Genomic DNA, 22,486 nt, shown 5'->3' with positions numbered 1-22,486 from the left:
ATTCTATAATCTGTATATCTAGTAACTCAGATTTAAAGCCTATAAAACAATTATTTAACTATCCAATATCAGCTTGGACTCTAGAATTTTTAGAAAAGCTAGGTTTGCAATCCCAAGATATATTAAAACAATTGCTGCAAACTAGAGATGCATTTAAAAATAGCGAAGAGAAAAACTAAATTAAATAATACTGTAACAAAGCTAAATAATGCTTTAGAAGAAATAAAAATTCTTAAAAATAAACTAATTATTAGTGAAGAAGAAAAATCTATTTTTCTAAAGCTCTATAGAAAATTTAAACAATAAAACTAACATTTTATAAATTTTTTTTAAAAGTTATGACAACTAGAAAAGATAAACCTCTAAATATTTATCATACTTTAGTTTCCATTATTATACCTGTCTATAATGGGGCTAATTATATGAAAGAAGCTATAAATAGTGCTTTAGCACAAACTTACAAAAATATTGAAATTATTGTTGTTAATGATGGTTCAAAAGATAATGGAGAGACAGAACGTGTAGCATTATCATATGGTGATAAAATACGCTATTTTCATAAAGAAAACGGAGGTTGCGGTTCGGCCTTAAATTACGGTATAAAAAACATGCAAGGGGAATATTTTTCGTGGCTTAGCCATGATGATATATATTATCCTAATAAAATCGAGCATCAAGTTGACATATTAAATAAATTAGATAATAAAGATACTATCATTTACGGTGGTTATGAATTAATCGATGAAAAAGGCAACTCTCTACGTTATATTCAACCGGATAGTGTGCTACCTATAAATAAACTTAATATTTCTTTATTACCTTTATTACGAGGATTAATACATGGTTGTTCGTTATTGATTCCTGCTAAATATTTTCATGAAGTCGGTACATTTAATGAGGCTTTACCGACAACGCAAGATTATGATTTATGGTTTAAAATTTTCCGTGTTGCCCCTATTCATTTTGACGAATCTATCCTAATTAAATCTCGTTTTCATTCAGAGCAAGGTAGTAAAAAAATATCAAATCATAACGAAGAATGTAATGTATTATGGTCATCGTTTCTTCACGAGTTAACAGAAGAAGAAATGATCAAAATGGAAGGTTCTCCTTATTTATTTTTAACTCGTACAGCTACTTTTTTATCCAATAATACTCCGTATAAAAAAGCCTGTGATTTAGCAAATACTATGGCTAAACAAGTACTAAATGATACTAAAATTAGTGTTATTATACCGGTATATAATAGAATAAATTGGGCAATTGAAGCTATAGAAAGTGTACTTATTCAAACACACAAAAATTTTGAGATACTTATAATAGATGATGGGTCGACTGATGATATATCAGAATTAACTTCAATATGCAAAAAAGATAAAAGAATAAAATATTTTCATAAAAAAAATGCAGGACCTGCTGCTGCACGTAACTTAGGTATTAAAAATGCTATAGGAAAATATATTGCTTTCCTTGATTCGGACGATTTATTTTATAAGGATAAAATAGAAATCCAATTAAAGTTTATGGAAGAAAATAATTTTATATTTTCTCATACTTCATATCAAAAAATAAATGAAAAAGGAAAATATATAGAATCTGTTCATTCCGGGCTTTTTAGTGGCAATGTTTTTCCTCAAGTCATACAAACTTGTCCAATAGCAATGCCGACAGTTATGGGAACTTTGACATTATTCCAAGGAAATTTATTTCCTGAAAATATAAGAAGCGGTGAAGATTGTTGTTTATGGATATCTATTGCTAGTAAAAACTCAATAGGCGGTATAGACAAAGAATTGTCTAAAGTACGAATTAGCGGTGGTACTAATACGTTTATGGACCCAAATAAATATTCAGTAGGTTTAATAAATATTACTTCTTATGTTCTTAATGATTCTTATTTAAGTAAATTTAGTCCGTTTACTATTAATTTGTTATTAGCAGCTGTTACACAATTAAGATTACTAGAAAATAAAAATGAAGACTATAAAAAAAGTAATATTTCTTTTTTCAAAAATAACTATGTAATTCAAAAAATACGAACCTATTGCTTTGTGACAAAAATTTTGATTTTATTAACTATTACTTCTATAAGGCAAGAAGGAATACGTATAACATTCTCTAGAATACAGAGATGGCTTAAAAAGCATATATAAATAACTATTCCTCAAGTATCTCAACTTTTGAGCCGTCACCAATTTTAGTTATACCTTCGGTAACGACTAAGTCACCTGCTTTAATATCGTCAGAGATAATTTCAATTAGACCTTCTGTACGTGTACCGATTTTTACATATAATTGTTTTATCGTATAACCGTCTATTTTATAAATAAAATTACCTTGATTATTTCGTTGAATACAACTTTCAGGAACGGTTAGGTTTTTATGAGGGTTAATTATAAGCGTAACATCTACAAAGCTATTATGCAGGATTTTTGTACCCATAGGTAAAATAATTTTAGCTGTTAAAGTACCATTATCTGATAAGTAATGCGATACTGCCCCGATTGTACTTTTAATTTTTCCTGCAATTAAAACTTCAGTATCGACTCCAACTTTTCCGCTTAAAGACTCCGGCAATTCAATAAAAATACTTTGTGAGTTTTCTGTTCCGGTAATGCTAAAAAGATAGTCACCTATTTTTACTTCATCGCCGACCATAGACTTAATTACGCCTATTTTACCGGAGTAGGGTGCAGTAATTATCATATCATTATATGTTTTTAGAGCTTTGGAATAATTAAATTTTGCATCTTCAAGTTTGCTTTTTGACCTTTTATATTCCTCGTTGCTTACAAATTTTTTAGCGAATAAAGCTTCTTTTCTATTATAATCTTCTTGTTTTGTATTTAATAACGCTGCTGCTCTAGATTTAGTGGTTTCTGCTATGTTTTTATCTATAACTAGCAATATATCCCCTTTTTTTACTATTTCTCCTTGATGTGCTGAGACTTGTTCAACTACTCCGGTGGCATTAGCATAATAATCACGACTATTATCATTCTGGCATTGCCCTACAATATTAAATATGTCGTAAAGCTCGGCAATTTGTACTTTGGTTGCTTTTACTCCTGTAATTTTTTCTTCTTCCTTTTTACTTGCCATAGTAGAAAGCGAGATAAGTAAGGTAAAAAGAACAATAAATTTTGCAGACATCATATTATACTCTAAGGTAAATAGGTGTCATCTAGTAGTTTGTCCACGGCATCTAGGAAAAGCAACTAAAAGTGTAGGTTGTTGTGACATTTTTAGCTGGATACTGTGGACAAGCTACTAGATGACAAAGTATACTTTTTAAGTTCCTCATCCGTTAACCATTTATATTCTTTTTCTAGAATTTCAAATCTAATTTTTTCTAATTGTGCATCAAGAACAGGTTCAGGAATGATAGCAGAACCGGTAAACTCAAATCCTTGATAGTTAATTTTTAGTTTCTTACAAATTTCTTGTAATGATAATAAATTTTCTTCTATATCATCGATATATATTATTGATTGTGGATAATAATTTGTTTTTCGTAATACATACTCAAGCATGCTTCCTTTATCATATTCCGCAGTGTAAATTATTCCGTCTTTTAATGTAGGTTTACCGTAGCCGGCATTAAAATCTTCTATTATTATCTCATCTTCTAAAGATGAAAATTCTTGAAAATTTACCTTTAATTCAGTGAGTTCACGAATTCTCCATTCGATCATATCTTCAATTACGCCGAATTTACCGGTAGGAAGTTTAGTAAGACCCATTGCCGGTACATTTTTTTCTGTAAGTAGAGCAAATATCGTTAAGATATCTGGGTTAACAAATCTAGCTTTCCTATCTTTAAGAACAATACTAAGTAATAATTCACATTCTTTTCTAGTAAGTCTTTTTTCAATGTTCTTCATTAATTCTTTTCTATAATCATGTGTTAACCTAGATTCATCACTATCCATTACAATTACTTCATCTACATCAAAAAGCACCAAGCTAGTATTATCGGCTTGTTTTACCGCTTCTATAACTTCTTTAAAATCATGAACTTTATTTATTTTGCTATACATATTTATTGTTTATTTAATATTACTTAAGAGTCTAATTACTTCTTCTAAGGAATTTGTCATTACCTTTAAATCTTCTTCTCTAGATAAATTATGGTGACCGTCTTTAATTAGCTTCATTACTATTTGTTTGCTCGTTATTTTTTCTAATAATTTTACTGAAACATTATAAGGCACGTCTTCATCTAATATCCCATGAATTAGATGTACCGGTATATTTATATCAATCTGTTTCTTTGTCAATAATAAATGTTTTTTTGCATCTTCTATCAGTTTATAGCTTATAGGATATTTATGCTCACAATTTTTACTGCTTACTTCTAGTATTCCCTCTTTTTGCATCTTATTTTGATCATTTAGCGATATATTTTGCCAAATATTTTTAGTAAAATCTGGAGCAGGGGTTATACACACAAGCCCCTTTATTTTATCAGGAAATCTTAAAGCCGCAAGAAGTGCTAGCCATCCTCCCATGCTTGAACCTACTAATATCGCCTCCGTATTAATTAATTTGTCTAAAATTAGTGATACTCCTGCTAACCAATCACTAATTGTTTGATCCTTAAATTGTCCCGATGCGTTTCCATGGCCGAAATTATCAAACACAATAAAATTATAATTGTTTTTTTTACAATAATCTATTAAATAGATAGCCTTAGTTGATTGCATACTAGACATCAAGCCGTGTAAAAAAATTACAGATGGAATATTTGTATTAATTATTCTATAATTATCATAGACAATAAATTTGTCTTGTGTTTTATTATAAAGCTTGTGCATTTTAAATAATTATTTTAATAGATTGAGATTTAATGCCTTCATTAAAGTCAAGTAAACGATACAATAAATATACTATTTTGCAAGTAGTTCCTGCTCTAGTTTCGGGAGGGGTTGAAAGAGGTACTATAGAAGTTGCAAAATATCTTAAGATTCTCGGTCATACTCCTATCATAATTTCAGCAGGAGGTACTCTAGTTAAAGAGTTAGATAAGGAAGATATATTGCATATTAAAATGAATAGTAACAGTAAAAATCCTGTTGTAATTCTGAATAATGCAAAATTGATAGCAGAAATAATCAAAAAATATAATGTTGATATAGTTCATACAAGATCAAGAGCACCGGCATGGAGTTCATATCTAGCAACAAAATGGACAAATGCTAAATTTTTGACTACCTTTCATGGGGTTTATAGTATTCCGAATAGTTTTAAAAAATATTATAATAGCATAATGCTAAAAGGCAAGAAAGTTGTTGCCGTGTCTAATTTTGTAAAACAACACTTGCTCGAAAACTATAAAATTGATGAAGATAAAATAGTAGTAATTGAGCGTGGAGTGAATTGTGATTATTTCGATCCCGCAAATTTAACGCCGGAAAAACTTGAAAAATGTTGTGATAAATATGATGTACCGAGTAACGTGCCGATAATATTAATGCCTTCTAGAATGACAAGCTGGAAAGGACATCTTGTTCTAGTAGAAGCATTAAGTAAATTAAAACATAGAGACTTTTATTGTTTAATGGTCGGTGATATATCTAGACATCCCAATTTTACTAATAGAGTAAAAGAACTTATAGCTAATCTAAAACTTCAAAATAAAATTCAAATTTTCGGTAATGATTCGGATATAATAAACCTATATGGGATTTCCGATATTATCATTTCTGCCTCAATCGAGCCTGAAGCTTTCGGGCGTACTATTATAGAAGGGCAGGCGATGGAGAAGCTTGTTATTGCAACTAATATCGGTGGGGCAGTAGAGACAATAAATAATAATATAACCGGTTTCCACGTAGAACCAAATAATGCCGAAGCGTTAGCACAGAAAATCGATTATTGTTTCTCGATTTTAGGTACTGATTCTGCTAAGAAAATCCAAGAAGCGGCAAGACATACGGTAATTAATAATTTCTCCCTTGATCTGATGCTAAGAAAAAACCTTGAAGTCTATAAAGAAATCTTAAAAAAACTCCCATAATTGAACATCTAGATTTAGTATATACTCATGATAAATGAAAAGTAGTGCCAGTATATAGGGTTGAATAGAATAGCTATTCTCCTAATAATTTTATTTCAGCATACAAATCTTCAAGATTTATATACTGATCATAAAAATTATTATAGTCATGAGATTTACCGTCATGATGCACTACAAGCATTAAAGTTTCCGGTAAAAATTCTTTTAAAGCTTGTTGTGCATTTTCTATAGATATTTTATCAAGATTAGTAAATATCTCATCTAAAATTAATATTTTAGGGTTTGAAATTATAGCTTTAATGATTCCAATTTTTTTCTTTTGACTGCCACTTGGTGCATTTATTACATCATAATTTTTATCACTTAAGTGCGTAATTAATGTACCTAGATCTTATTTTATAAATAGTGTGTTAATTTTTTCTTCTAATAATTGCTTATTACTTTTAATGATTGATTGATCAAAGCCGGAGGTTATTATTTCAAATAAAGTAGATTAAACCGGTATGTAACTATTCTGATCAATAAATATTATTTTTGGATTTTGATAATGGGTAGGTATGGAAATTTCACCAACGCTATGTATGGATCAGCAATACAATTGACTAAACTCTTTAAAAAAGTAGTGTTGCCTTTTCCTGAGGAAGCTGAAAGAAGATCATGTGCTCCTAGTTTGAATACTAATTTTTCAAAACTCAAAATAGTTTTTTCTTCTATAATTAGGTTATAATCAGAAATTACAAGTTCAGCGTTTGTATCATTAGTAGACCATGTTATTCCTTTTTTATTCTCAGAAGAAATTGCCTCTATTAATTTTGTAATTCTTGCTTGTGATATAACTGCTCCACTAAAGATTATTTTTAATGAGGAACTTGTTAAGAATGATTTTAAGGTTTCAAGCTAAGGATTAAGTAGTAGAGCTTGCTCAGGCGTAATCTCTCCATTTTTTACTTTATAAAAAAGTGATTTTATGAATTTATTGGAGATATCTAGTATAGTAGTTATAGTATTTTTTGTGCTATCTAAAAACAACATTTTCTTTGATATTTCTTTTTTAGCTTTAAGTTGCTTGGCATATTGATTTTGTATAAATTGAGCAGAATCAGTTAACAAGATATTTGAAATATTAGAGGATATATTTCTTACTATAGAAGCTTTATTTTTGTTAATTTTCTCTGCTTCTTGCCTGTAAGAAATATCCAGTTGATAAAAATCCTTGCTTAATATTTTCAAACGCATTAAATATAATAGCTCCTGGAACTAAATTCATTATATCTTGCAATGCAATAAGCTGTATAATTTTTTGAGTGGTTAAATTCCCTAATTGTAAAATTCCAATAGTGAAAGTATTATTAAGATCATTAAATAAATTATTAGTAATAGCTTCTATATCCTTTAATCCTAAGATTTTACTTTTATATTCCTCATTTAGTAACAGTTCTAAAGCTTTTTGTTCGATTAAATCTTGAGTATTTTGTGTTAAAGAAGCTTTATATGATTGGAATAGTGTGCTTATTATATTTTTTCCACACCATAAAATACTGATTCTTGCTCCTTGAGAAACAAGAGGTCCTATAGCAGCATTAGGGTCTTGTATGAGTAAGGTTAATGCAATTAATGTTATTGCCATCATTTCCGGTATAGTTAATAAAACTACTATTTATGTATGCTTCAATTAAATCTAAAACCCTTGGGTTACATCTTTAATTTCATTTTTTGAATCATTTTTAAAATTGTTAGAAAGTATATTAGGATCAATTACCCTAATATTAGGAGTTAAGTGTGTCTGAATTTCTTTTAAATTTTCCTGATAATTTAAGAAATCAGTCCCATAATATGCTAAGCCTACTATTGCAGCTGTAGAAGTTAAATAAATTGGTACTGAATAATTAGGAAAAGTTGTGATGAGATTTGTAGTAATAGGGTAGATTAAACTTCCTTTAAATGTAGCAGAAGTAAGATAATGTTTCTGAAAATACCCTTCGGTTATTAAGATTTCATCAGCAAGAGTTGCCGCAACAAAAAGACTGCTTCCTGTTGTCCTATTTACAATAAAACCAGTTTACCGCTAATTATTAAATGTGTTCCATATGCTAACTTCTTGGAAAAGGTAGAAGCAGCATTATATGTTCTTAAAAATAATACGCAAGTAGAAACATTATTTATTAAAAATAGATATCGTTATTGTGAGCGGGCGTTGTTGTGTGTATCGAAAAAGGCACTCGGTGTCATATCGTGGTTTGACCACGGTATCCAAAAACAACTAAAAATACTAATAATGTTAGTATTTTTAACTGGATCCCGCAGTCAAGTCGCGGGATGACAACTGAAAAACTGATCCACGCAGCAATACCTTTCGAGCGATTGAAAGTAGCGTGGCGCTCCATAAAAATAATAAAAAAATGCTAAAGATTAGCATTTTTATACTTCCTTGCTTCGTCAAAAATTACAGTTTTTTCTTAGCTCAGACGTTAAATTCTTAACTAATCTACCTTTAATAAACGCTGCCGAATTAGGTGATAAGTTGTATTATAGTATAAAGAAAAAATGTAGGTGTAGGGAAGAAAGTAAAAAGGCAGATAAATAAAACCTGCCTTTTTGTAATTATTAACGAGAATATAACTCGATTACTAAATGCACTTCTGCTTCAAAAGGATATGGGACATCAGAAAGAGCAGGAACTCTTAAATATTTACCGGTTAATGAAGGTACATCAAATGATAAATACCCCGGTGTTGTTTGACCTTGTTTTGAAACGGATTCTTGGATAAGCGGTATTTGTTTTACGGATTCTTTAACTTCTATAACATCGCCTGCCTTTAGTCGTATGCTTGCGATATCGGCTTTCTTACCGTTTAATTTAATATGTCCGTGTGAAACTAACTGTCTTGCAGCAAAAATAGTTGGAGCTATATTCATTCTATAAACTACCGTATCAAGTCTACTTTCAAGTAACCCAATGAAGTTTTCACCGGTATTACCTTTCATTTTTTGAGCAAGTGCAAAAATATTTCTAAATTGTTTTTCAGTGACACGACCGTAGTGGCATTTCAATCTTTGCTTAGCTTTTAAATGTAAACCATAATCTGAAGTTTTAATCATGGTATTCTGTCCATGTTGCCCGGGACGATAATTTCGTGTATTGAAAGCATCCTTGCTATCACCCCATAGACTTACTCCAAGTCTTCTACTAGCTTTATATTTAGAAAGAACAATTTTTGTCACTGATAATATCCTTAACTTATTATTTGAATTACAAAAAAATATATACATTTCTTGCATCAAAGTCAATCATTGATTTTTAACCTAAAACTTTTTATATTTAATTAAAAAATATTTCATATGAGTTCTTTAGTAAGACCAATCAATTTAGGTAAAATCAATCATTCACAAAGTACTGTTAAAGACTATATTTTACTTATGAAACCGCGTGTAATGTTGCTTGTGATTTTTACGGGTTTTGTAGGTATGTGGCTTGCTCCTTATTCCGTGCATCCGTTTATTGCTGGTATTGCAGTTGTTTGCATAGCTCTTGGGGCAGGTAGTGCAGGGGCAATTAATATGTGGTACGATAGAGACATCGATAGCTTAATGAAACGTACCCAAAAAAGACCGATAGTAAGAGGAGTTATAGAATCTGATGAAGCTTTATCTTTTGGTTTGATAACGGGATTTTTTGCAGTATTTTTTATGGCTTTATGTGTTAATCTACTTGCATCCTTTTTACTGCTATTCACTATTTTTTATTATATCTGTATTTATACTATTTGGTTCAAGCGTCGTTCTATACAAAATATCGTTATTGGCGGAGTATCGGGAGCATTACCTCCTGTGATAGGTTATGCAGCGGTAAGCAATACTATATCTCTAGAGTCGATTATATTATTTTTGATTATTTTTATTTGGACGCCGCCGCATTCATGGGCTCTTGCTTTATTCTGTAACGATGACTATAAAAACTGTAAAGTACCGATGATGCCTGCAGTAAAAGGGACTTTATATACTAAAAAACAAATTCTAATTTACAGTATTCTTTTATTTATTGTTTCGCTAATGCCTTTTTTTATTGGAATGAATAATTTTATATATTTAATAATTTCTGGTATTCTTGGGGTAGTATTTCTATATTATGCCGGTTCTTTATTCTATGACACCCCTGATAACAAACAAGCTAAACGATTTTTTGCCTATTCGATATTTTACTTGTTTTTTATATTTTTACTTTTGTACTCAACTAACACTATATCCACTATTATATTAGCTGAGAGATAATAGTGTTGGGTTACTTTTATGGAAGATAAAATTGAAACCCAACGTGAAGAAACATATCATAAGTTTATTTTCATGCAAATAACTTTGCATGTTCGGTAAACCAGCCTTCATAAGCAATAATAGGAGCAAAGTTTAGATGAACTTCGTAACCTGCTTCAATAAAAATATTCACCGCTTTTATTCTCTCGATAATTGGACTCGTTTTTGGCTCTAATATCTCACTCATTCTTGCCGGCATCAAACTAAATCTAATCCTTATTTTGTTTTCAGGATTAAAATTAAGTAATTTAGGATTGACATATTTAGTAGCAAAAGTTGCTTTAGCACGTGGATCTTCTTTAAAGAAATTAAATATCTTTAACCAATTAGTGTGTTTCCAATGCAAACTTACATCGGTAGAACAACCTATATCATATGTCCAATATTTAGAATCTGTTTGATTGGAAATTTTAGTCGGTAAATTTGCTATATAAAGTTTTCGTATTTTGTACTATTTTCTTAATCATACGATTTTAAATTAAAGTTTATTTAAAATACTTACTTAGCTTTACAAACTTCAGATTTATTTACTTACATTGAAATTGTAGTTATAAATTATTAATTACAAATATATCATAAGTATAAGTCATGGAAAAACCAAGTTATCTAAATTTTGATAATAAAAGTTATAAATGGAAAAATGATATTGAGTATCGTAAATGCCCAGAAAGCTATAGAGTAGGTAAAGGTGAGCAAGGAGTATGCATTTGTCAACCATATAAAAATGAAGTTTTGCCTTATTGGAAGTTTAAAACTCCTGAAATTGCTAAAGAAAGTAGTGAAAAAATATCTCGATCTTCATAACAGATATCACAATATCAAGAAGAAAAAGACAATCTATGAAAATTCGTTGAAACTGATCCTGAAGAACTTTCAAATTTTATTAAAACTTATGATAAAACTGAAAAATATAACAATAGAGAAGCTGAAGTTTTTCATAGTTTAAGTTCTATTTTAATGGAAAAACAACAAGATAATGCGATTAAGTCATTAAAGAAAGTTATTGAACTAGATCCAAGTAAAGCATACTCTCACGAAGAGTTTTTTAATAAATTACATAAAATAAATCCGGAGGAAACACTCGCTTCTATCAAACGAGCTATAGGGTTAAATCCAAATAAAAAATCATTATATGAAGACCTTATTATTTTGTTGAAAAAAAGGCAAATTATGATGAAGAAGCAGCAAAAATTACTAAAGCAATTCAAGATTTCCCTAAAAACATACCTAATTTGGTATTAGATACTGAGAAAACAAAGGATGTGTATCCAATTAGGTTTGGCACAGGAATAACTGTATCAAAACGTGGGTATTTACGAGTTTTGCACTGTCATCTAGTTTGCTTGCTAACTAAGTCTGGAAAAAATAACTTCAACATTGTTACTACACTATATGTTTTGCTGGATGATGACATAGAGAGGAATAATAAGTCACACAACACCTGTGACGGTCACATCAAAACAGTTTCTTCAATCCTTTTTGTAGAAGCTTATTTCACAGGATCTGCTTGTTGGTTTTCCTGCGGAGGGTTGTGCTTTGTTCCTCTGTATTTGTATCCTTTTTCTTTCTGAGACCCAAAGCATCTTTAATAATATTTTCAGGTTTCTTCTCTCCGCTTTTTAAGTCTTTAATAACGCTATTAAATACGTTTTTAACTAAATATGTTTGAAAGGCTTGAACGTCTAATTTATGCTGCGGATTATTTATGAATCCGTATAATTTAATGGCTATAGGCGGTAAATCCGCAATAGTAACGCTTGCACTAACATCCATCATATATTGTGGTAAGTTAATTTGACCGCTTGCATTTGTTGTGGCAGGTGAAGCATCTAAACTACATTCATTTAAATTAAGCTTGCCTTGCGTTATATTTCCGCTGGCAATTAAATTTTTGAAAGATGTGGATCCGCCACTAAAGGAGCTGTTAATAAGTCGTAATACTCCTTCGGTATTTTTAGCATTATTTACTGCATCTGCGATTCGGTTTAAATCAAATCCGCTTATTTCCCCGTTATCGCTATTTACGTTAAATTGTCCATTTAGATTATTAACATATGTATAAACGCTATTACCGCGAGAAGTAAGATCGGCTTTAAAGCTTAGTCGCCCATCAGTTATTTTTATTTTATCCGATTGCGGAGTGAAACTTTTGAGATAGGCATTTTTTAAATCGATTTTAATTGCAGCGTTTTGATCTTTGGCTGAACTCACATAACCGGTGCTACTTAGTTCGCCACCGTAAATGCTTGCATTAACTGAAGTAATATTCAGCGTACCGCCGGTGATATTTAATTTTGCTTTTAAATTATTTATGATTAATGAGTCGTTAGTTAATTTATCAATATTTGCGGATAATTGCCCTTCAATTTCATTTAAAAACCCTAAATTAATAGGATTATTTGACCAAGGAGAATTATTTTTAGCTGTAGGTATGTTTTGAGTAGAAGGACTATTAGTTTTATTTGGAGCAGGAGTAGGACTATTACTTGTAAGAATTTTATCCAAATTAACTAACGGACTGTATAAGTTAAGATTAAAATTTGGCTTCTGAGTTGCTAAATTAATATCTCCTTTAATAGATATATTAGTATTAAAAGCGGATATTTTATTATTAATATGGAAAGTATCTTTAATTTTTTGCATTCCCCCGTTTAACTGTAATACTCCAATCTTACTTAAATTACTTACTCCCATAAGAGACATAAACGACTCAAAATTATTAATTTTTAGATTGTGCGAAATAGTTATATCTTGTGCTAAATTTTTAAGCTCAATATCTCCCGTTAGATTACTATTTGCAGCCGATAAATTAATATTTTGTAATTTTATTGCTTGAGAATTACTAATTACATTAGAAGTAAGTATAAGTTTTTGGTTAATAATAGGCGGTAATTTATCGGTCTTTAGTTTTAGAGCATCAAGTATAGGTTTTAAACTATCAGCTTGTAGCATAATATTTGTCTTATCTAAATTAGAGCTAATCTCGGTTATAATGTTACCGGGATTGATAATAATATTTGATTTTAGGTTATTACGCTCTATATCATAATTTGCATTTGCTAGTAATTCTATATTTGGATAATTAAGTCTAGCATCTTTAATAGCTATATTTTTACTATTGGCAGTAATTGCCGTAGTTAGCTCGTAGTCATTTTGTAAATCAGCAGGCATACTTAAAGTTTTAGTATTACCTTTAATATTTGCGTTACCTATGAAAGAATTATTTTCGCTATCAAATTTTCCTTCGATTTTAATTTTTTCACCGGCAAGATTAATATTGGCACTTAACGGAATTATTTTACCGATTTCTTCAATATTTCCGTCTATATTAATTTGCTGTTCCAAAGCCTTTAAAGCTAAAGTCAAATCTATAGGACCTTTAAGGCTTTTAATTTTAGTCTCTAAGTTAATATCGTTAAATATTTTCTCACTGTTTTTTTCTATATATATTACTGTGCCGTCTATAATTTTAAAATAACCAATCAAAATAGGAAGTGCTAATTCAGTTTTAGTATCGGTAGATTCTACAGAGCTAATTTCATTTGTTTTGGATGCATTATTAGGTGTAGAAAATTGCCAATTTTTTTGTCCATTACTTAAAACTTCTAGATTTATAATCGGTTTTTGCAGTTCTATAGAAGCTACTTCAATTGCTCCTCTAAAAAGAGGAAAAAGTCGCAATGACGCTTTAGCACCTTCAACGGAAACTAGATGAGGTTCTTTTGTACCGTTTATTGATGATAATTTAATTTCTGATAGTGATATTGCGGGATTCGGTAGTAAAGATAATTTTATGTCGCCGTTAATAGTTAAATCTCTATTTGTAGCCTCTTTAACTTTATCTATTACTATTCCTTTATAATTATTTAAAGGAATAAAGAAAGGAATAACAATTAATAATAATATTATACTTATAAATATAATAAGTGAGTATTTTAAAGTTTTAGGCATAGAGCTTAACCTTCTATTTTATATACATATATTAATTATAGTATTTAAGGATTAATTGTCAATTTTATATAATTTACTCAATTAAGGATTGAAATAATTATATTCTATGTCATTCCCACGAGGCGTTGTTGCGTGGATCAGTTTTTCCGTCATTGCGAGTAGGCATTGTTGCGTGGACCAGTAAAACCCACTGTGTCACTCCGTGGCTTGACCACAGGGTCCATAAAAACAATAAATACTAATAAATTTAGTGTTTTTAACTGGATCCCGTGGTCACGCCACGGGACGAGACAGAGGTGAATAAGAATCGTAGGGTACTATAAAGAAATTGAAAACTACGGTAAATTATTCAAGCTTCTCTTTGATAATTTAAAATTACATAATCTTTAGTTATAATAGGAAAAAATTCTTTATTGAAAGGTAATAATTTGGTTGTTTGATCTGAAAATTCTATTTCAATTATGTCACCGGCACCAAAGTTAAGAATACTTTTAATTTTGCCTATTTCTTTATGATCTTGGTTTAATACCGGTAAATGAGTTAAATCCGCTATATAAAATTCATCTTCTTCTAGTTCCGGTAAACTTGCTCTTAAGCAAAATATTTTATAACCTTTTAAATTTTCAGCTTCATTTCGAGTAGCTATATCATTAAATGTACAAATTAATTCTCCTTTGGCATTTTGGCTAATTAGCTTAATATGTATATTTGCTCCTGACTCATTTACTAAATTTTTTTCAAGTATTTTTGTAGCAGGGTCGGTAAAAGATTTTAACATTACATGACCTTTAATTCCGTGACATGATTTTATTACACCGACTAAAATTAAATTTTCTAAAGAATTCATTAATTTGCCTTTAAATTTTGATAATTATATATAATAATACATTAAAAACTTTTTTACAGACATGATAAAAAAAATAGCTGCCGGCGTCATAATTTGTTTCTCATTATTGTTATTTATAATGTTTGGTGCATTATCGTTTGTTAACTATAATTCGGTTACTAATAATTTTACCAGTCATTTAGGAATTGCGAAAGAAAATATCGGAAAAATAAAGATGAATAAATTTCCTGTGTCCTATTTAGTTATTGAGACGATAAGAGAAGAAGGAAAATTAGATTTAGAGCAGATTAAAATTCATTTTTCGTTGTGGTCGCTTATAAAATTTAATCCTAAAATTAATAAAATAGATATATTAGATGCTAAATTTTATTCACATTCTAATGTACTAAATATTTATAATCATGAAGAGTTAATAAAGAATTTCTTTAAATATAAATTACAAAATATAAATCTAAATGTTACTAATCTAAGTATTATTAATAAACAAGATTATTCTATTTTAAATTTTAATAATTGTATATTAAAAAAAGAAAATGCTTTATCGTCTAATTACATATTTAAAACTACAAGTAACTATATAGGTAAAATTTCAGGTTCAATTAATAAACGTGACGATATAGTAGATTTTAGTCTTAATATTGATAATAATGATTATGGCTTTAAGTTATCGCAAATTTACAAAGATTCTAAGCTTACTAGCGGTAGTGGTGAATATCAGATTAAAAATTTAGCATCGGTAATGTGTAATATATTACCAGATTTAAACCATCTTTTTAATAAATTTAATCACCATGAGGCAGTAAACATTAAATTTAATATTTCAAATAATGAAGATAAAATAGAGCTAAAAGACATAGTAATAGCATCGTCTTTTATTATTGGTAATGGATTTGTTAACATTGCTAAAAATGATAATATTACTACTAATGTAAAACTAGATTTTCCTAAAATAGATTTAAGTCCGTTAATTTCTCCAAATGCAGAGGTAACATTTAATACTTCTTCTTCAAATATTAGATTTATTTTTGCCGATAAATTACTTAAAGCAGACGTGGCAATTAACGAAATAATTTTAAGTAATAATGAAGAACTAGAAAAAATAGTCTTTTCTTCTAACTTATCAAATGGTACTTTAAAGATAAATGAATTTTCAGGTAATATTAAATCAGGTGGAGAATTTAGGCTTACAGGTAATGTAACACAGAATGCCGTTAGAAGTATGTTTGATGGACAGCTATATTTAAAGCACAACGATATAAATTCGTTACTGAATATTTTAGGATTTAACGACATTACTATTAAAGAAGCTATTCCTTTTAGCTTGTCATCGGATTTAAAACTCACTTTAATAGATTTATTTTTTAAAAATTTATTACTCAAAACAGATAATTTAAATTTATCAGGAAATTTTTCTAGTAAATTTATTGCTCAAACACCTCGTTTAGACGCTACGCTTAATATATCTTCGCTTGACTTAAGCAGTAGAACGTATCCAATAATTTCGCCGCTTATCGAATTTACAAAAAATTTAACTAAAGATATGAAAGCTCTAGATTATCCAAGTAAATTCATCCCTATTAGAACAATAGGATATTTAGCTAATTTAGATATTCTGATAGATAGCGTTAAGTATAACGATCATGTATTTGACAAAATGAATTTGCTTGCTAAAATCGTACCGGCTACTATAAAAATTAGTAATTTAGATTTTAAAACTGCTAACAGCTATTTATCAACTAGCTGGAACTTAGATGCATCGAGTGTATTACCGTCTTTGACCGTAGAAATTAAGGACGGTAATCTTACTACTGATTTATTATCACCGGCAGGAATGCTTAATTTAAGAAATAAATTAATAAATGATTATAGTTTAGATAAAGCTACCTTACAAGTTTCCGGTACATTGTCGACATTATTACAAAATGATTTAATATTGAAAAATGTTAAATTTTATGTAGCAAATAATAATAATTTATTACAATTCAATAATATTGAAGCAGAATTATTAGGTGGTAAGCTTCAAGGTAACGGCAATATTTTATTAGAACCTTATGCTATAAATTTCGTATATGCTTTAAATACAATAGATTTAAACAAAGTTTCGGCTCTTATGCCTAAAATATTTACTGTAAGTGGCGGAAAAATAAGTATAAGCGGTAGTTTAGGAACTAACGGTAACACTCTTCAAAGCCAGCTATATAACCTTACTACAAAATCACAATTTGCTATAAACAATATAGATGTTAATAATTTTGCAATTGATTCTTTTATAGAAAAAATTGATACAGTTGATTATAAGGTACAAAATTTAGATAAAGATATAAATAGTGCTATAACCACAGGACAAGAAAATATTAGAGGTATAAGCGGTGATATTGAACTACAAAAAGGTATTGCCCTTTTAAAGAAAGTAAAATTTGCAACACAATATAGTAGCGGTGCTGCCTCTTTTGCAGTGAATATATATAATTTTGATATGGATGTATCTAGTATTTTATCATTTTACGTGCCGGCAAGGCTTGTTAAGTTAAATACCTCAAATACAAGTTCTGATAAAGATAGTTTGGCACATCTTAATATAAAAATGCAAGGGAGTATTTTGGCTCCTAAGAAAACTTTTGATAGTAGTGAGCTAAAAAAATTACTTATACCCCAAACAACTGAAGACACAACTACTACAGATAACCATTAAAAAATAAAAATAAATGACTAATACTAAAACTTTAGAAGCAAATATTAGCTTTGAAGAAGCTTTAAAAGAGCTTGAGGAAATTGTTAAAAAAATAGATAACGGACAAGAGAGTCTAGAGACGGCAGTTAATAGCTTTGAAAGAGGTATTTTACTTAAGAAGCATTGTGAGAAAAAACTAAAAGAAGCTCGGTTAAAAATTGAAAAAATTACTAAACTTGCTGATTCTACAGTGGTCTTAGAAGAGACGGAAGTGTAGTGTTGACATAAAGCATACATTATACTTATATCATAAGATGACAAAGAAATGTAATTATAGCTTTTCTGCTGAAAAAAATTATAACTTAATAAGTGAGCGCAAGGTAAGTTTTGAAGAAATAATATATTTAGTGCCTTTTATTATTGAAGTTGATGGAACAGTTCTTTTAAAGACTATTATTCCACGTCGCAAAGCTACTCAGAAATATCTAAAAATAGGAAAAAGTAATGAGAAATAAAGAGAATATATCAAATATAATACTAGATGCTGAAGAAAACGCATTGCTGGAGTCTTTTGAAAATGATGAATGGCAAAGAATTAAAAATTTTGAACAAGAGAACATATAGCACAAGTGGCAGCAGCTAATTATTTAAAAAAAGATACTCGAATAAATATTCATATTTCTAGTAGTGATTTAATGAGAATAAAACAAAAAGCTGCTTATGAGGGATTACCTTATCAAGCTCTTATTTCTAGTATATTACATAAATATTCAGCAGGGCATGGTTAATAATACCTATAATAAATATTGTTTTGATGAGTTTTTGTGCGGGATGTTTATATTTAACAAAATACATTATTCCTAATAATTTTTAAAAAGGAGAGCTTGGAAGTCTTGGCGGGTTTTTATCGGGTGTGGTCGGTAGTATGTATGCGGTATCAACCGGTTTTGTATTAATTTATTTACTCGGTAATTTTAATAAAGCACAAGAAGGGGTGGCAGCAGAATCTATAGTGTTGATGAGGCTTGCAGATAGTGTAGGTTGGCGTCCCCATGAAATGAGACCTACAATTTATCTAGATATTAAAAATTATACCAAAGATGTAATGCAGCGTGAATGGCAATTAATGAAAGACGGCAAGCAAATCGGTCATGAAGCTCTTAGTTTCCTCCAAGATATTAATGAGACTACAAGCTTATAAAGCAAGCAAATGCAGCTATTGACTAAGCAGGAAATCATTGAGGAGATAAAAGAGCTTTATACAGTAAGGTATAACAGGATTAAAATGTCCTATTTTTCCTTAAATATTCAATATTGGATAGTTGTATGTATAATGACTGCTATTAATTTAATTTTTGTCTGTATGCTTGGCACCAAGCTTTATTTACATAAGATTTCGGTTGGTTTAGTTTGTATCACTTCATCATCAATGCTTTTGTTATTATTTATATTAGACAAACCTTTTCGAGGTCCTTTCGCCGTAAATCAATATGACCTTATTAAGGCTATACATTATATTGAGAGATTAAATTAGTGATATCTGTAACAACATAACGCCATAATTTATCCGTGCCTTTAGTAATACCTATACGAGCAGTAGTAGAGTAGGGTAGCTTTAAGCCAATATCGCCGACAAAAAATTCGTTGTTATTTATAAGATCGCATTTATTATGAGAAATATTAATTCCTAAATATTTGCATAATTTACCCGGACCGTTGAGGTATAGATTTTCAGGCGAAATAACATGTACGCCTCTTATTAAGGTCGCAGCAGGGAAGCCTTTAGCTTCGGTTACGAAATTTAAACAATAATACATTCCGTAAATTAAATAGACATAGCTAAAGCCTGCAAGACCAAACATTATATCCGTTCTTTTTGTCCGTCCTCTTGCTGCATGGCAAGCAGGATCATTCTGTCCTATATAGCTTTCAGTTTCAGTAATGATAGCTGTTTTACCTTGGAAATAAAGAGCTTTACCGATTAACTCAGTGCTTACTACATTAGTATCTCTTGCAAAAAATGCACGAGGTAAAGGGATTAGTTTATTCATGTTTTTGAAAAAAAATATTTAAATTCTTATGTCATTTTGTAGGAGTAAAGTTAGTAATTTCATATTCAGCTATATTATTTATATAAAAAGGATCTTCTCTTAATATATCTTTAAGCTGACTTAGTTTTTCTATATTAGCTAAAATAATACCGCCAATTCTTGGATGTATAGGACCTAATAAAATATCCTTTATCATAACATGTATCTAAAAATTTTCTATGTTCCGTAATAAATTTTTCAACAGAAGGTCTAAGCCTAAGGTATATTTAAGGTTTACAATAAATATAATTTATATTTTTTTATTAAGTGGTTTAGAATTTTTTATAGAGATTGGAACGGTATCATATCCGCCGTCGCAAAATGGTTGGCATTTGATGATTCTTTTAAAGGTAAGCCACAAGCCTTTTATGCTGCCGTGCATTGATATAGCTTCTTTGGCATATTCAGAACAAGTAGGGTGAAACCGGCAATTATTGCCAAGTAGTGGAGAAATGAAATATTGATAAAATCTAAGTAATAATAATAAGATTCTAGTCATTTTGAAGCTTGTCTATTATTTTTTCCATTTTTTCTTGAGTTAGATCTTCATAATAATCGTCATTAATCTGTACGACCGGAGCGTTAACGCATGCTCCCAAACATTCTATCTCGCTTAAAGTAAATTTTTGATCTTCAGTAGTTTCTTTGAGTTTTACACCTAATTTCTTTTCGCAAATTTTCATTATATCATCACTACCACGCAGCCAGCAAGGAGTAGTAGTACATACTTGGATATGATATTTCCCAACTCGCTTTAAGTTAAACATAGTATAAAATGTTGCAACCTCATAAGCCCGTATATAAGGCATTTCTAACATATTTGCGACATATTCGATAGCAGGAACAGGTAGCCAGCCGCCGTTTTGACGTTGTGCTAGATCAAGCAGCGGAAGTATTGCACTTCTTTTTCCATGCGGTGGATATTTTTTTATAATCTCTTCTGCTAGATTTAAATTTTTCTTATCAAATGTAAAATTTGTAATTTTTGTATTCATATATTTTTAGTACGGTATAGTTTTATGTCATTCCTGCGAAAGCAGGAATCCATAGAACTATTCAATTAAATCTTTCCATGCAGGATTAGTTTTTTCTATCAGTTCTATTTTCCAACTACGTTGCCATTTTTTCAAGTTTTTTTACTCTTGTAAGTGCTTCTTGAATATCAGTAAATTCTTCTGTATAAACAAGCTTTATAATATTATTTTTTGTTTATGTTCATAAGCACGACGTATTATATTATTAGTAATACCAATATATAAAGTACCATGCTTATTAGAGCATAATATATATACCCACTACATTTTTTGTTTTTTAGTTTTATTTTATGGGTTCCTGCTTTCGTAGGAATAACAGAGCAACGCAAGTACAAGCCCACGGCATGACAAATATATTACCTATCTATCTCACCAAATACTATATCAAGCGTTGCAATAATAGTAATAACATCTGCCATTAAATGACCTTTAGACATAAAATCTAGTCCTTGCAAATGAGCAAAACCGGGTGCTTTAATACGACATCTATAAGGTCTATTACCTCCTTGCGAGTATAAATATACACCAAATTCGCCTTTAGGGGCTTCTACGGCTTTATAGGTCTCGCCGGCTGGGACGTCATATCCTTCCGTATAGAGCTTAAAATGATGAATCATTGCTTCCATAGATTCTTTCATTTTGGCTCTTGTCGGTGGTGTTAATTTAGGATCATCGGTTTTAACTGCACCTTTCGGCATTTTTTCTATACATTGCTTGATTATCTTGATTGATTCGTACATTTCAAGCATACGAACGAAATATCTGTCGTAACAATCACCGTTTTTGCCGATTGGTACTTTAAAGTCCATTTCATCGTAAACGTCATAAGGGTTTGACTTGCGTAAATCCCAAGCTATACCCGAACCTCTAAGCATTGGTCCTGAAAACCCCCAGTCCATTGCCTCTTTTTGAGACGCAACGCCAATATCTACTAAACGTTGTTTCCATAATCTATTTTCATTTAGTAGATTTTCAATATCGTGAAGTTTAGGAGGAAACTGTTCTATAAACTTATCTATATCCTCAAGTAAACCTTCGGGTAAATCTGCTGCAACCCCGCCCGGTCTAAAGTAGTTTGAATGCATACGAGAGCCGGAAACATGCTCGTAAAATTCCATGATCTTTTCTCGCTCTTCAAAGAGCCATAATAAAGGAGTAGTAGCACCGATATCTAAAGCTTGGCTGCCAATATTCAAAGTATGGTTCAAAATTCTTGTTAGCTCTGAGAATAGTACCCTGATAAACTGAGCTCTTCGTGGGACTTCGCATTCTAATAACGACTCGACAGTTAAAGCAAATGCATGTTCCTGACACATCGGCGAAACATAATCAAGACGATCAAAATATGGTATAGCCTGCAAATATGTTTTATGCTCAATAAGCTTTTCCGTACCACGATGAAGTAACCCAATATGAGGGTCGGCATTATTTACTATTTCCCCGTCCATCTCAAGGATTAACCTTAAAACTCCGTGAGTTGCCGGATGCTGTGGACCAAGGTTTAGAGTTATAGTTTTGGTGTTGTTAGTCATAGTATTTTTCCTACTGTCACCTAGTTCACTTGAC

24 protein-coding genes and 3 pseudogenes are annotated in these 22,486 nt (G+C 30.2%); 11 read left to right on the top strand and 16 right to left on the bottom strand.

Annotated elements, in window-relative coordinates; translation table 11 throughout:
- The first annotated feature begins 147 nt into the window (after positions 1–147).
- Together O6R16_RS03595 and O6R16_RS03590 are read left to right on the top strand one after the other, a co-directional pair.
- On the top strand, positions 148–306 hold the full coding sequence (locus tag O6R16_RS03595; RefSeq protein WP_499680037.1) for a hypothetical protein: 159 nt from the start codon (positions 148–150) through the stop codon (positions 304–306).
- Between the two features lie 32 nt (positions 307–338).
- Positions 339–2,153 (top strand): glycosyltransferase family 2 protein, encoded by a 1,815-nt coding sequence (locus O6R16_RS03590; protein ID WP_499680036.1) that lies wholly within the window; start codon positions 339–341, stop codon positions 2,151–2,153.
- A 4-nt stretch (positions 2,154–2,157) separates the two neighbouring features.
- On the opposite strand, the gene O6R16_RS03585 is transcribed toward O6R16_RS03590, so the two are convergent.
- From O6R16_RS03585 to O6R16_RS03575, 3 genes are all read right to left on the bottom strand, one after another.
- Positions 2,158–3,156 carry an efflux RND transporter periplasmic adaptor subunit gene (locus O6R16_RS03585; protein WP_499680035.1) on the bottom strand — a complete coding sequence of 333 codons (999 nt, stop codon included), beginning with the start codon at positions 3,154–3,156 and terminating at the stop codon, positions 2,158–2,160.
- A gap of 89 nt (positions 3,157–3,245) precedes the next feature.
- Entirely contained in the window at positions 3,246–4,040 is a 795-nt protein-coding gene (locus O6R16_RS03580) for a DUF2608 domain-containing protein (protein WP_499680034.1), read from the bottom strand.
- Positions 4,041–4,049: 9 nt separating this feature from the next.
- Complete coding sequence (locus O6R16_RS03575; protein ID WP_499680033.1) at positions 4,050–4,817, bottom strand: alpha/beta hydrolase; 768 nt, start codon at positions 4,815–4,817, stop codon at positions 4,050–4,052.
- A 32-nt stretch (positions 4,818–4,849) separates the two neighbouring features.
- On the opposite strand from O6R16_RS03575, the gene O6R16_RS03570 reads away from it, so the two are divergent.
- Positions 4,850–6,019 (top strand): glycosyltransferase family 4 protein, encoded by a 1,170-nt coding sequence (locus O6R16_RS03570; RefSeq protein ID WP_499680032.1) that lies wholly within the window; start codon positions 4,850–4,852, stop codon positions 6,017–6,019.
- 73 nt (positions 6,020–6,092) lie between these two features.
- On the opposite strand, the gene O6R16_RS03565 is transcribed toward O6R16_RS03570, so the two are convergent.
- From O6R16_RS03565 to rpsD, 4 genes are all read right to left on the bottom strand, one after another.
- The gene (locus tag O6R16_RS03565; protein WP_014014165.1) at positions 6,093–6,200 is read right to left on the bottom strand and encodes a hypothetical protein; all 108 of its coding nucleotides are present in this window, start codon (positions 6,198–6,200) and stop codon (positions 6,093–6,095) included.
- A gap of 716 nt (positions 6,201–6,916) precedes the next feature.
- The gene (locus O6R16_RS03560) at positions 6,917–7,129 is read right to left on the bottom strand and encodes an ABC transporter ATP-binding protein (RefSeq protein ID WP_499680031.1); all 213 of its coding nucleotides are present in this window, start codon (positions 7,127–7,129) and stop codon (positions 6,917–6,919) included.
- Between the two features lie 52 nt (positions 7,130–7,181).
- The gene (locus O6R16_RS03555) at positions 7,182–7,649 is read right to left on the bottom strand and encodes a hypothetical protein (protein WP_499680030.1); all 468 of its coding nucleotides are present in this window, start codon (positions 7,647–7,649) and stop codon (positions 7,182–7,184) included.
- A gap of 974 nt (positions 7,650–8,623) precedes the next feature.
- Positions 8,624–9,241 carry a 30S ribosomal protein S4 gene (rpsD, locus tag O6R16_RS03550; protein ID WP_499680029.1) on the bottom strand — a complete coding sequence of 206 codons (618 nt, stop codon included), beginning with the start codon at positions 9,239–9,241 and terminating at the stop codon, positions 8,624–8,626.
- 117 nt (positions 9,242–9,358) lie between these two features.
- Between rpsD and cyoE the strand changes: the two genes are divergently transcribed.
- Entirely contained in the window at positions 9,359–10,288 is a 930-nt protein-coding gene (gene cyoE / locus O6R16_RS03545; protein WP_499680028.1) for a heme o synthase, read from the top strand.
- 70 nt (positions 10,289–10,358) lie between these two features.
- On the opposite strand, the gene O6R16_RS03540 is transcribed toward cyoE, so the two are convergent.
- A complete protein-coding gene (locus O6R16_RS03540; protein WP_499680087.1) occupies positions 10,359–10,697 on the bottom strand; it encodes a spore photoproduct lyase family protein in 339 nt (112 codons plus the stop codon).
- A 218-nt stretch (positions 10,698–10,915) separates the two neighbouring features.
- Here O6R16_RS03540 and O6R16_RS03535 point away from each other — a divergent pair, with 218 nt between their 5' ends.
- Positions 10,916–11,131, top strand: coding sequence for a DUF4385 family protein (locus O6R16_RS03535; RefSeq protein WP_499680027.1), 216 nt, complete (start codon positions 10,916–10,918; stop codon positions 11,129–11,131).
- A gap of 153 nt (positions 11,132–11,284) precedes the next feature.
- Positions 11,285–11,569 carry a hypothetical protein gene (locus O6R16_RS03530; protein WP_499680026.1) on the top strand — a complete coding sequence of 95 codons (285 nt, stop codon included), beginning with the start codon at positions 11,285–11,287 and terminating at the stop codon, positions 11,567–11,569.
- Between the two features lie 213 nt (positions 11,570–11,782).
- On the opposite strand, the pseudogene O6R16_RS03525 reads toward O6R16_RS03530, so the two are convergent.
- Positions 11,783–14,278, bottom strand: a pseudogene (locus O6R16_RS03525) (AsmA family protein).
- A 349-nt stretch (positions 14,279–14,627) separates the two neighbouring features.
- On the bottom strand, positions 14,628–15,125 hold the full coding sequence (gene rimM, locus O6R16_RS03520; protein ID WP_499680025.1) for a ribosome maturation factor RimM: 498 nt from the start codon (positions 15,123–15,125) through the stop codon (positions 14,628–14,630).
- A gap of 61 nt (positions 15,126–15,186) precedes the next feature.
- On the opposite strand from rimM, the gene O6R16_RS03515 reads away from it, so the two are divergent.
- The 5 genes and pseudogenes from O6R16_RS03515 to O6R16_RS03495 all read left to right on the top strand — a co-directional run.
- On the top strand, positions 15,187–17,817 hold the full coding sequence (locus tag O6R16_RS03515; protein ID WP_499680024.1) for an exodeoxyribonuclease 7 small subunit: 2,631 nt from the start codon (positions 15,187–15,189) through the stop codon (positions 17,815–17,817).
- Positions 17,818–17,830: 13 nt separating this feature from the next.
- Positions 17,831–18,073, top strand: coding sequence for an exodeoxyribonuclease VII small subunit (locus tag O6R16_RS03510; RefSeq protein WP_499680023.1), 243 nt, complete (start codon positions 17,831–17,833; stop codon positions 18,071–18,073).
- 37 nt (positions 18,074–18,110) lie between these two features.
- The gene (locus O6R16_RS03505; protein WP_499680022.1) at positions 18,111–18,311 is read left to right on the top strand and encodes a hypothetical protein; all 201 of its coding nucleotides are present in this window, start codon (positions 18,111–18,113) and stop codon (positions 18,309–18,311) included.
- Positions 18,312–18,425: 114 nt separating this feature from the next.
- On the top strand, positions 18,426–18,584 hold the full coding sequence (locus O6R16_RS03500) for a hypothetical protein (RefSeq protein WP_499680021.1): 159 nt from the start codon (positions 18,426–18,428) through the stop codon (positions 18,582–18,584).
- A gap of 116 nt (positions 18,585–18,700) precedes the next feature.
- Positions 18,701–19,330: pseudogene (locus tag O6R16_RS03495) on the top strand (bestrophin-like domain); the annotation flags it as partial.
- On the opposite strand, the gene O6R16_RS03490 reads toward O6R16_RS03495, so the two are convergent.
- The 6 genes and pseudogenes from O6R16_RS03490 to nuoD all read right to left on the bottom strand — a co-directional run bounded on the left by O6R16_RS03490 (position 19,302) and on the right by nuoD (position 22,452).
- Entirely contained in the window at positions 19,302–19,847 is a 546-nt protein-coding gene (locus O6R16_RS03490) for a DNA-3-methyladenine glycosylase (RefSeq protein ID WP_499680020.1), read from the bottom strand. The pseudogene O6R16_RS03495 and the gene O6R16_RS03490 overlap by 29 nt on opposite strands.
- A gap of 31 nt (positions 19,848–19,878) precedes the next feature.
- Positions 19,879–20,043, bottom strand: coding sequence for a YciI family protein (locus tag O6R16_RS03485; protein ID WP_410956049.1), 165 nt, complete (start codon positions 20,041–20,043; stop codon positions 19,879–19,881).
- 93 nt (positions 20,044–20,136) lie between these two features.
- Positions 20,137–20,385 (bottom strand): membrane protein insertion efficiency factor YidD, encoded by a 249-nt coding sequence (gene yidD / locus O6R16_RS03480; RefSeq protein WP_014392116.1) that lies wholly within the window; start codon positions 20,383–20,385, stop codon positions 20,137–20,139.
- Positions 20,378–20,881, bottom strand: coding sequence for an NADH-quinone oxidoreductase subunit NuoE (gene nuoE / locus O6R16_RS03475; RefSeq protein ID WP_266234464.1), 504 nt, complete (start codon positions 20,879–20,881; stop codon positions 20,378–20,380). The genes yidD and nuoE overlap by 8 nt, the downstream gene beginning before the upstream one ends.
- A gap of 57 nt (positions 20,882–20,938) precedes the next feature.
- Positions 20,939–21,172, bottom strand: a pseudogene (locus O6R16_RS03470) (GIY-YIG nuclease family protein).
- 104 nt (positions 21,173–21,276) lie between these two features.
- Complete coding sequence (gene nuoD / locus O6R16_RS03465; protein ID WP_499680086.1) at positions 21,277–22,452, bottom strand: NADH dehydrogenase (quinone) subunit D; 1,176 nt, start codon at positions 22,450–22,452, stop codon at positions 21,277–21,279.
- Positions 22,453–22,486 lie beyond the last annotated feature (34 nt).

The organism is Candidatus Rickettsia tasmaniensis (assembly GCF_036857515.1).
Taxonomy (GTDB): domain Bacteria; phylum Pseudomonadota; class Alphaproteobacteria; order Rickettsiales; family Rickettsiaceae; genus Rickettsia; species Rickettsia rickettsii.
The sequence above is the reverse complement of the archived record's forward strand: the minus strand, read 5'-3'. Positions and strand labels throughout refer to the sequence as shown.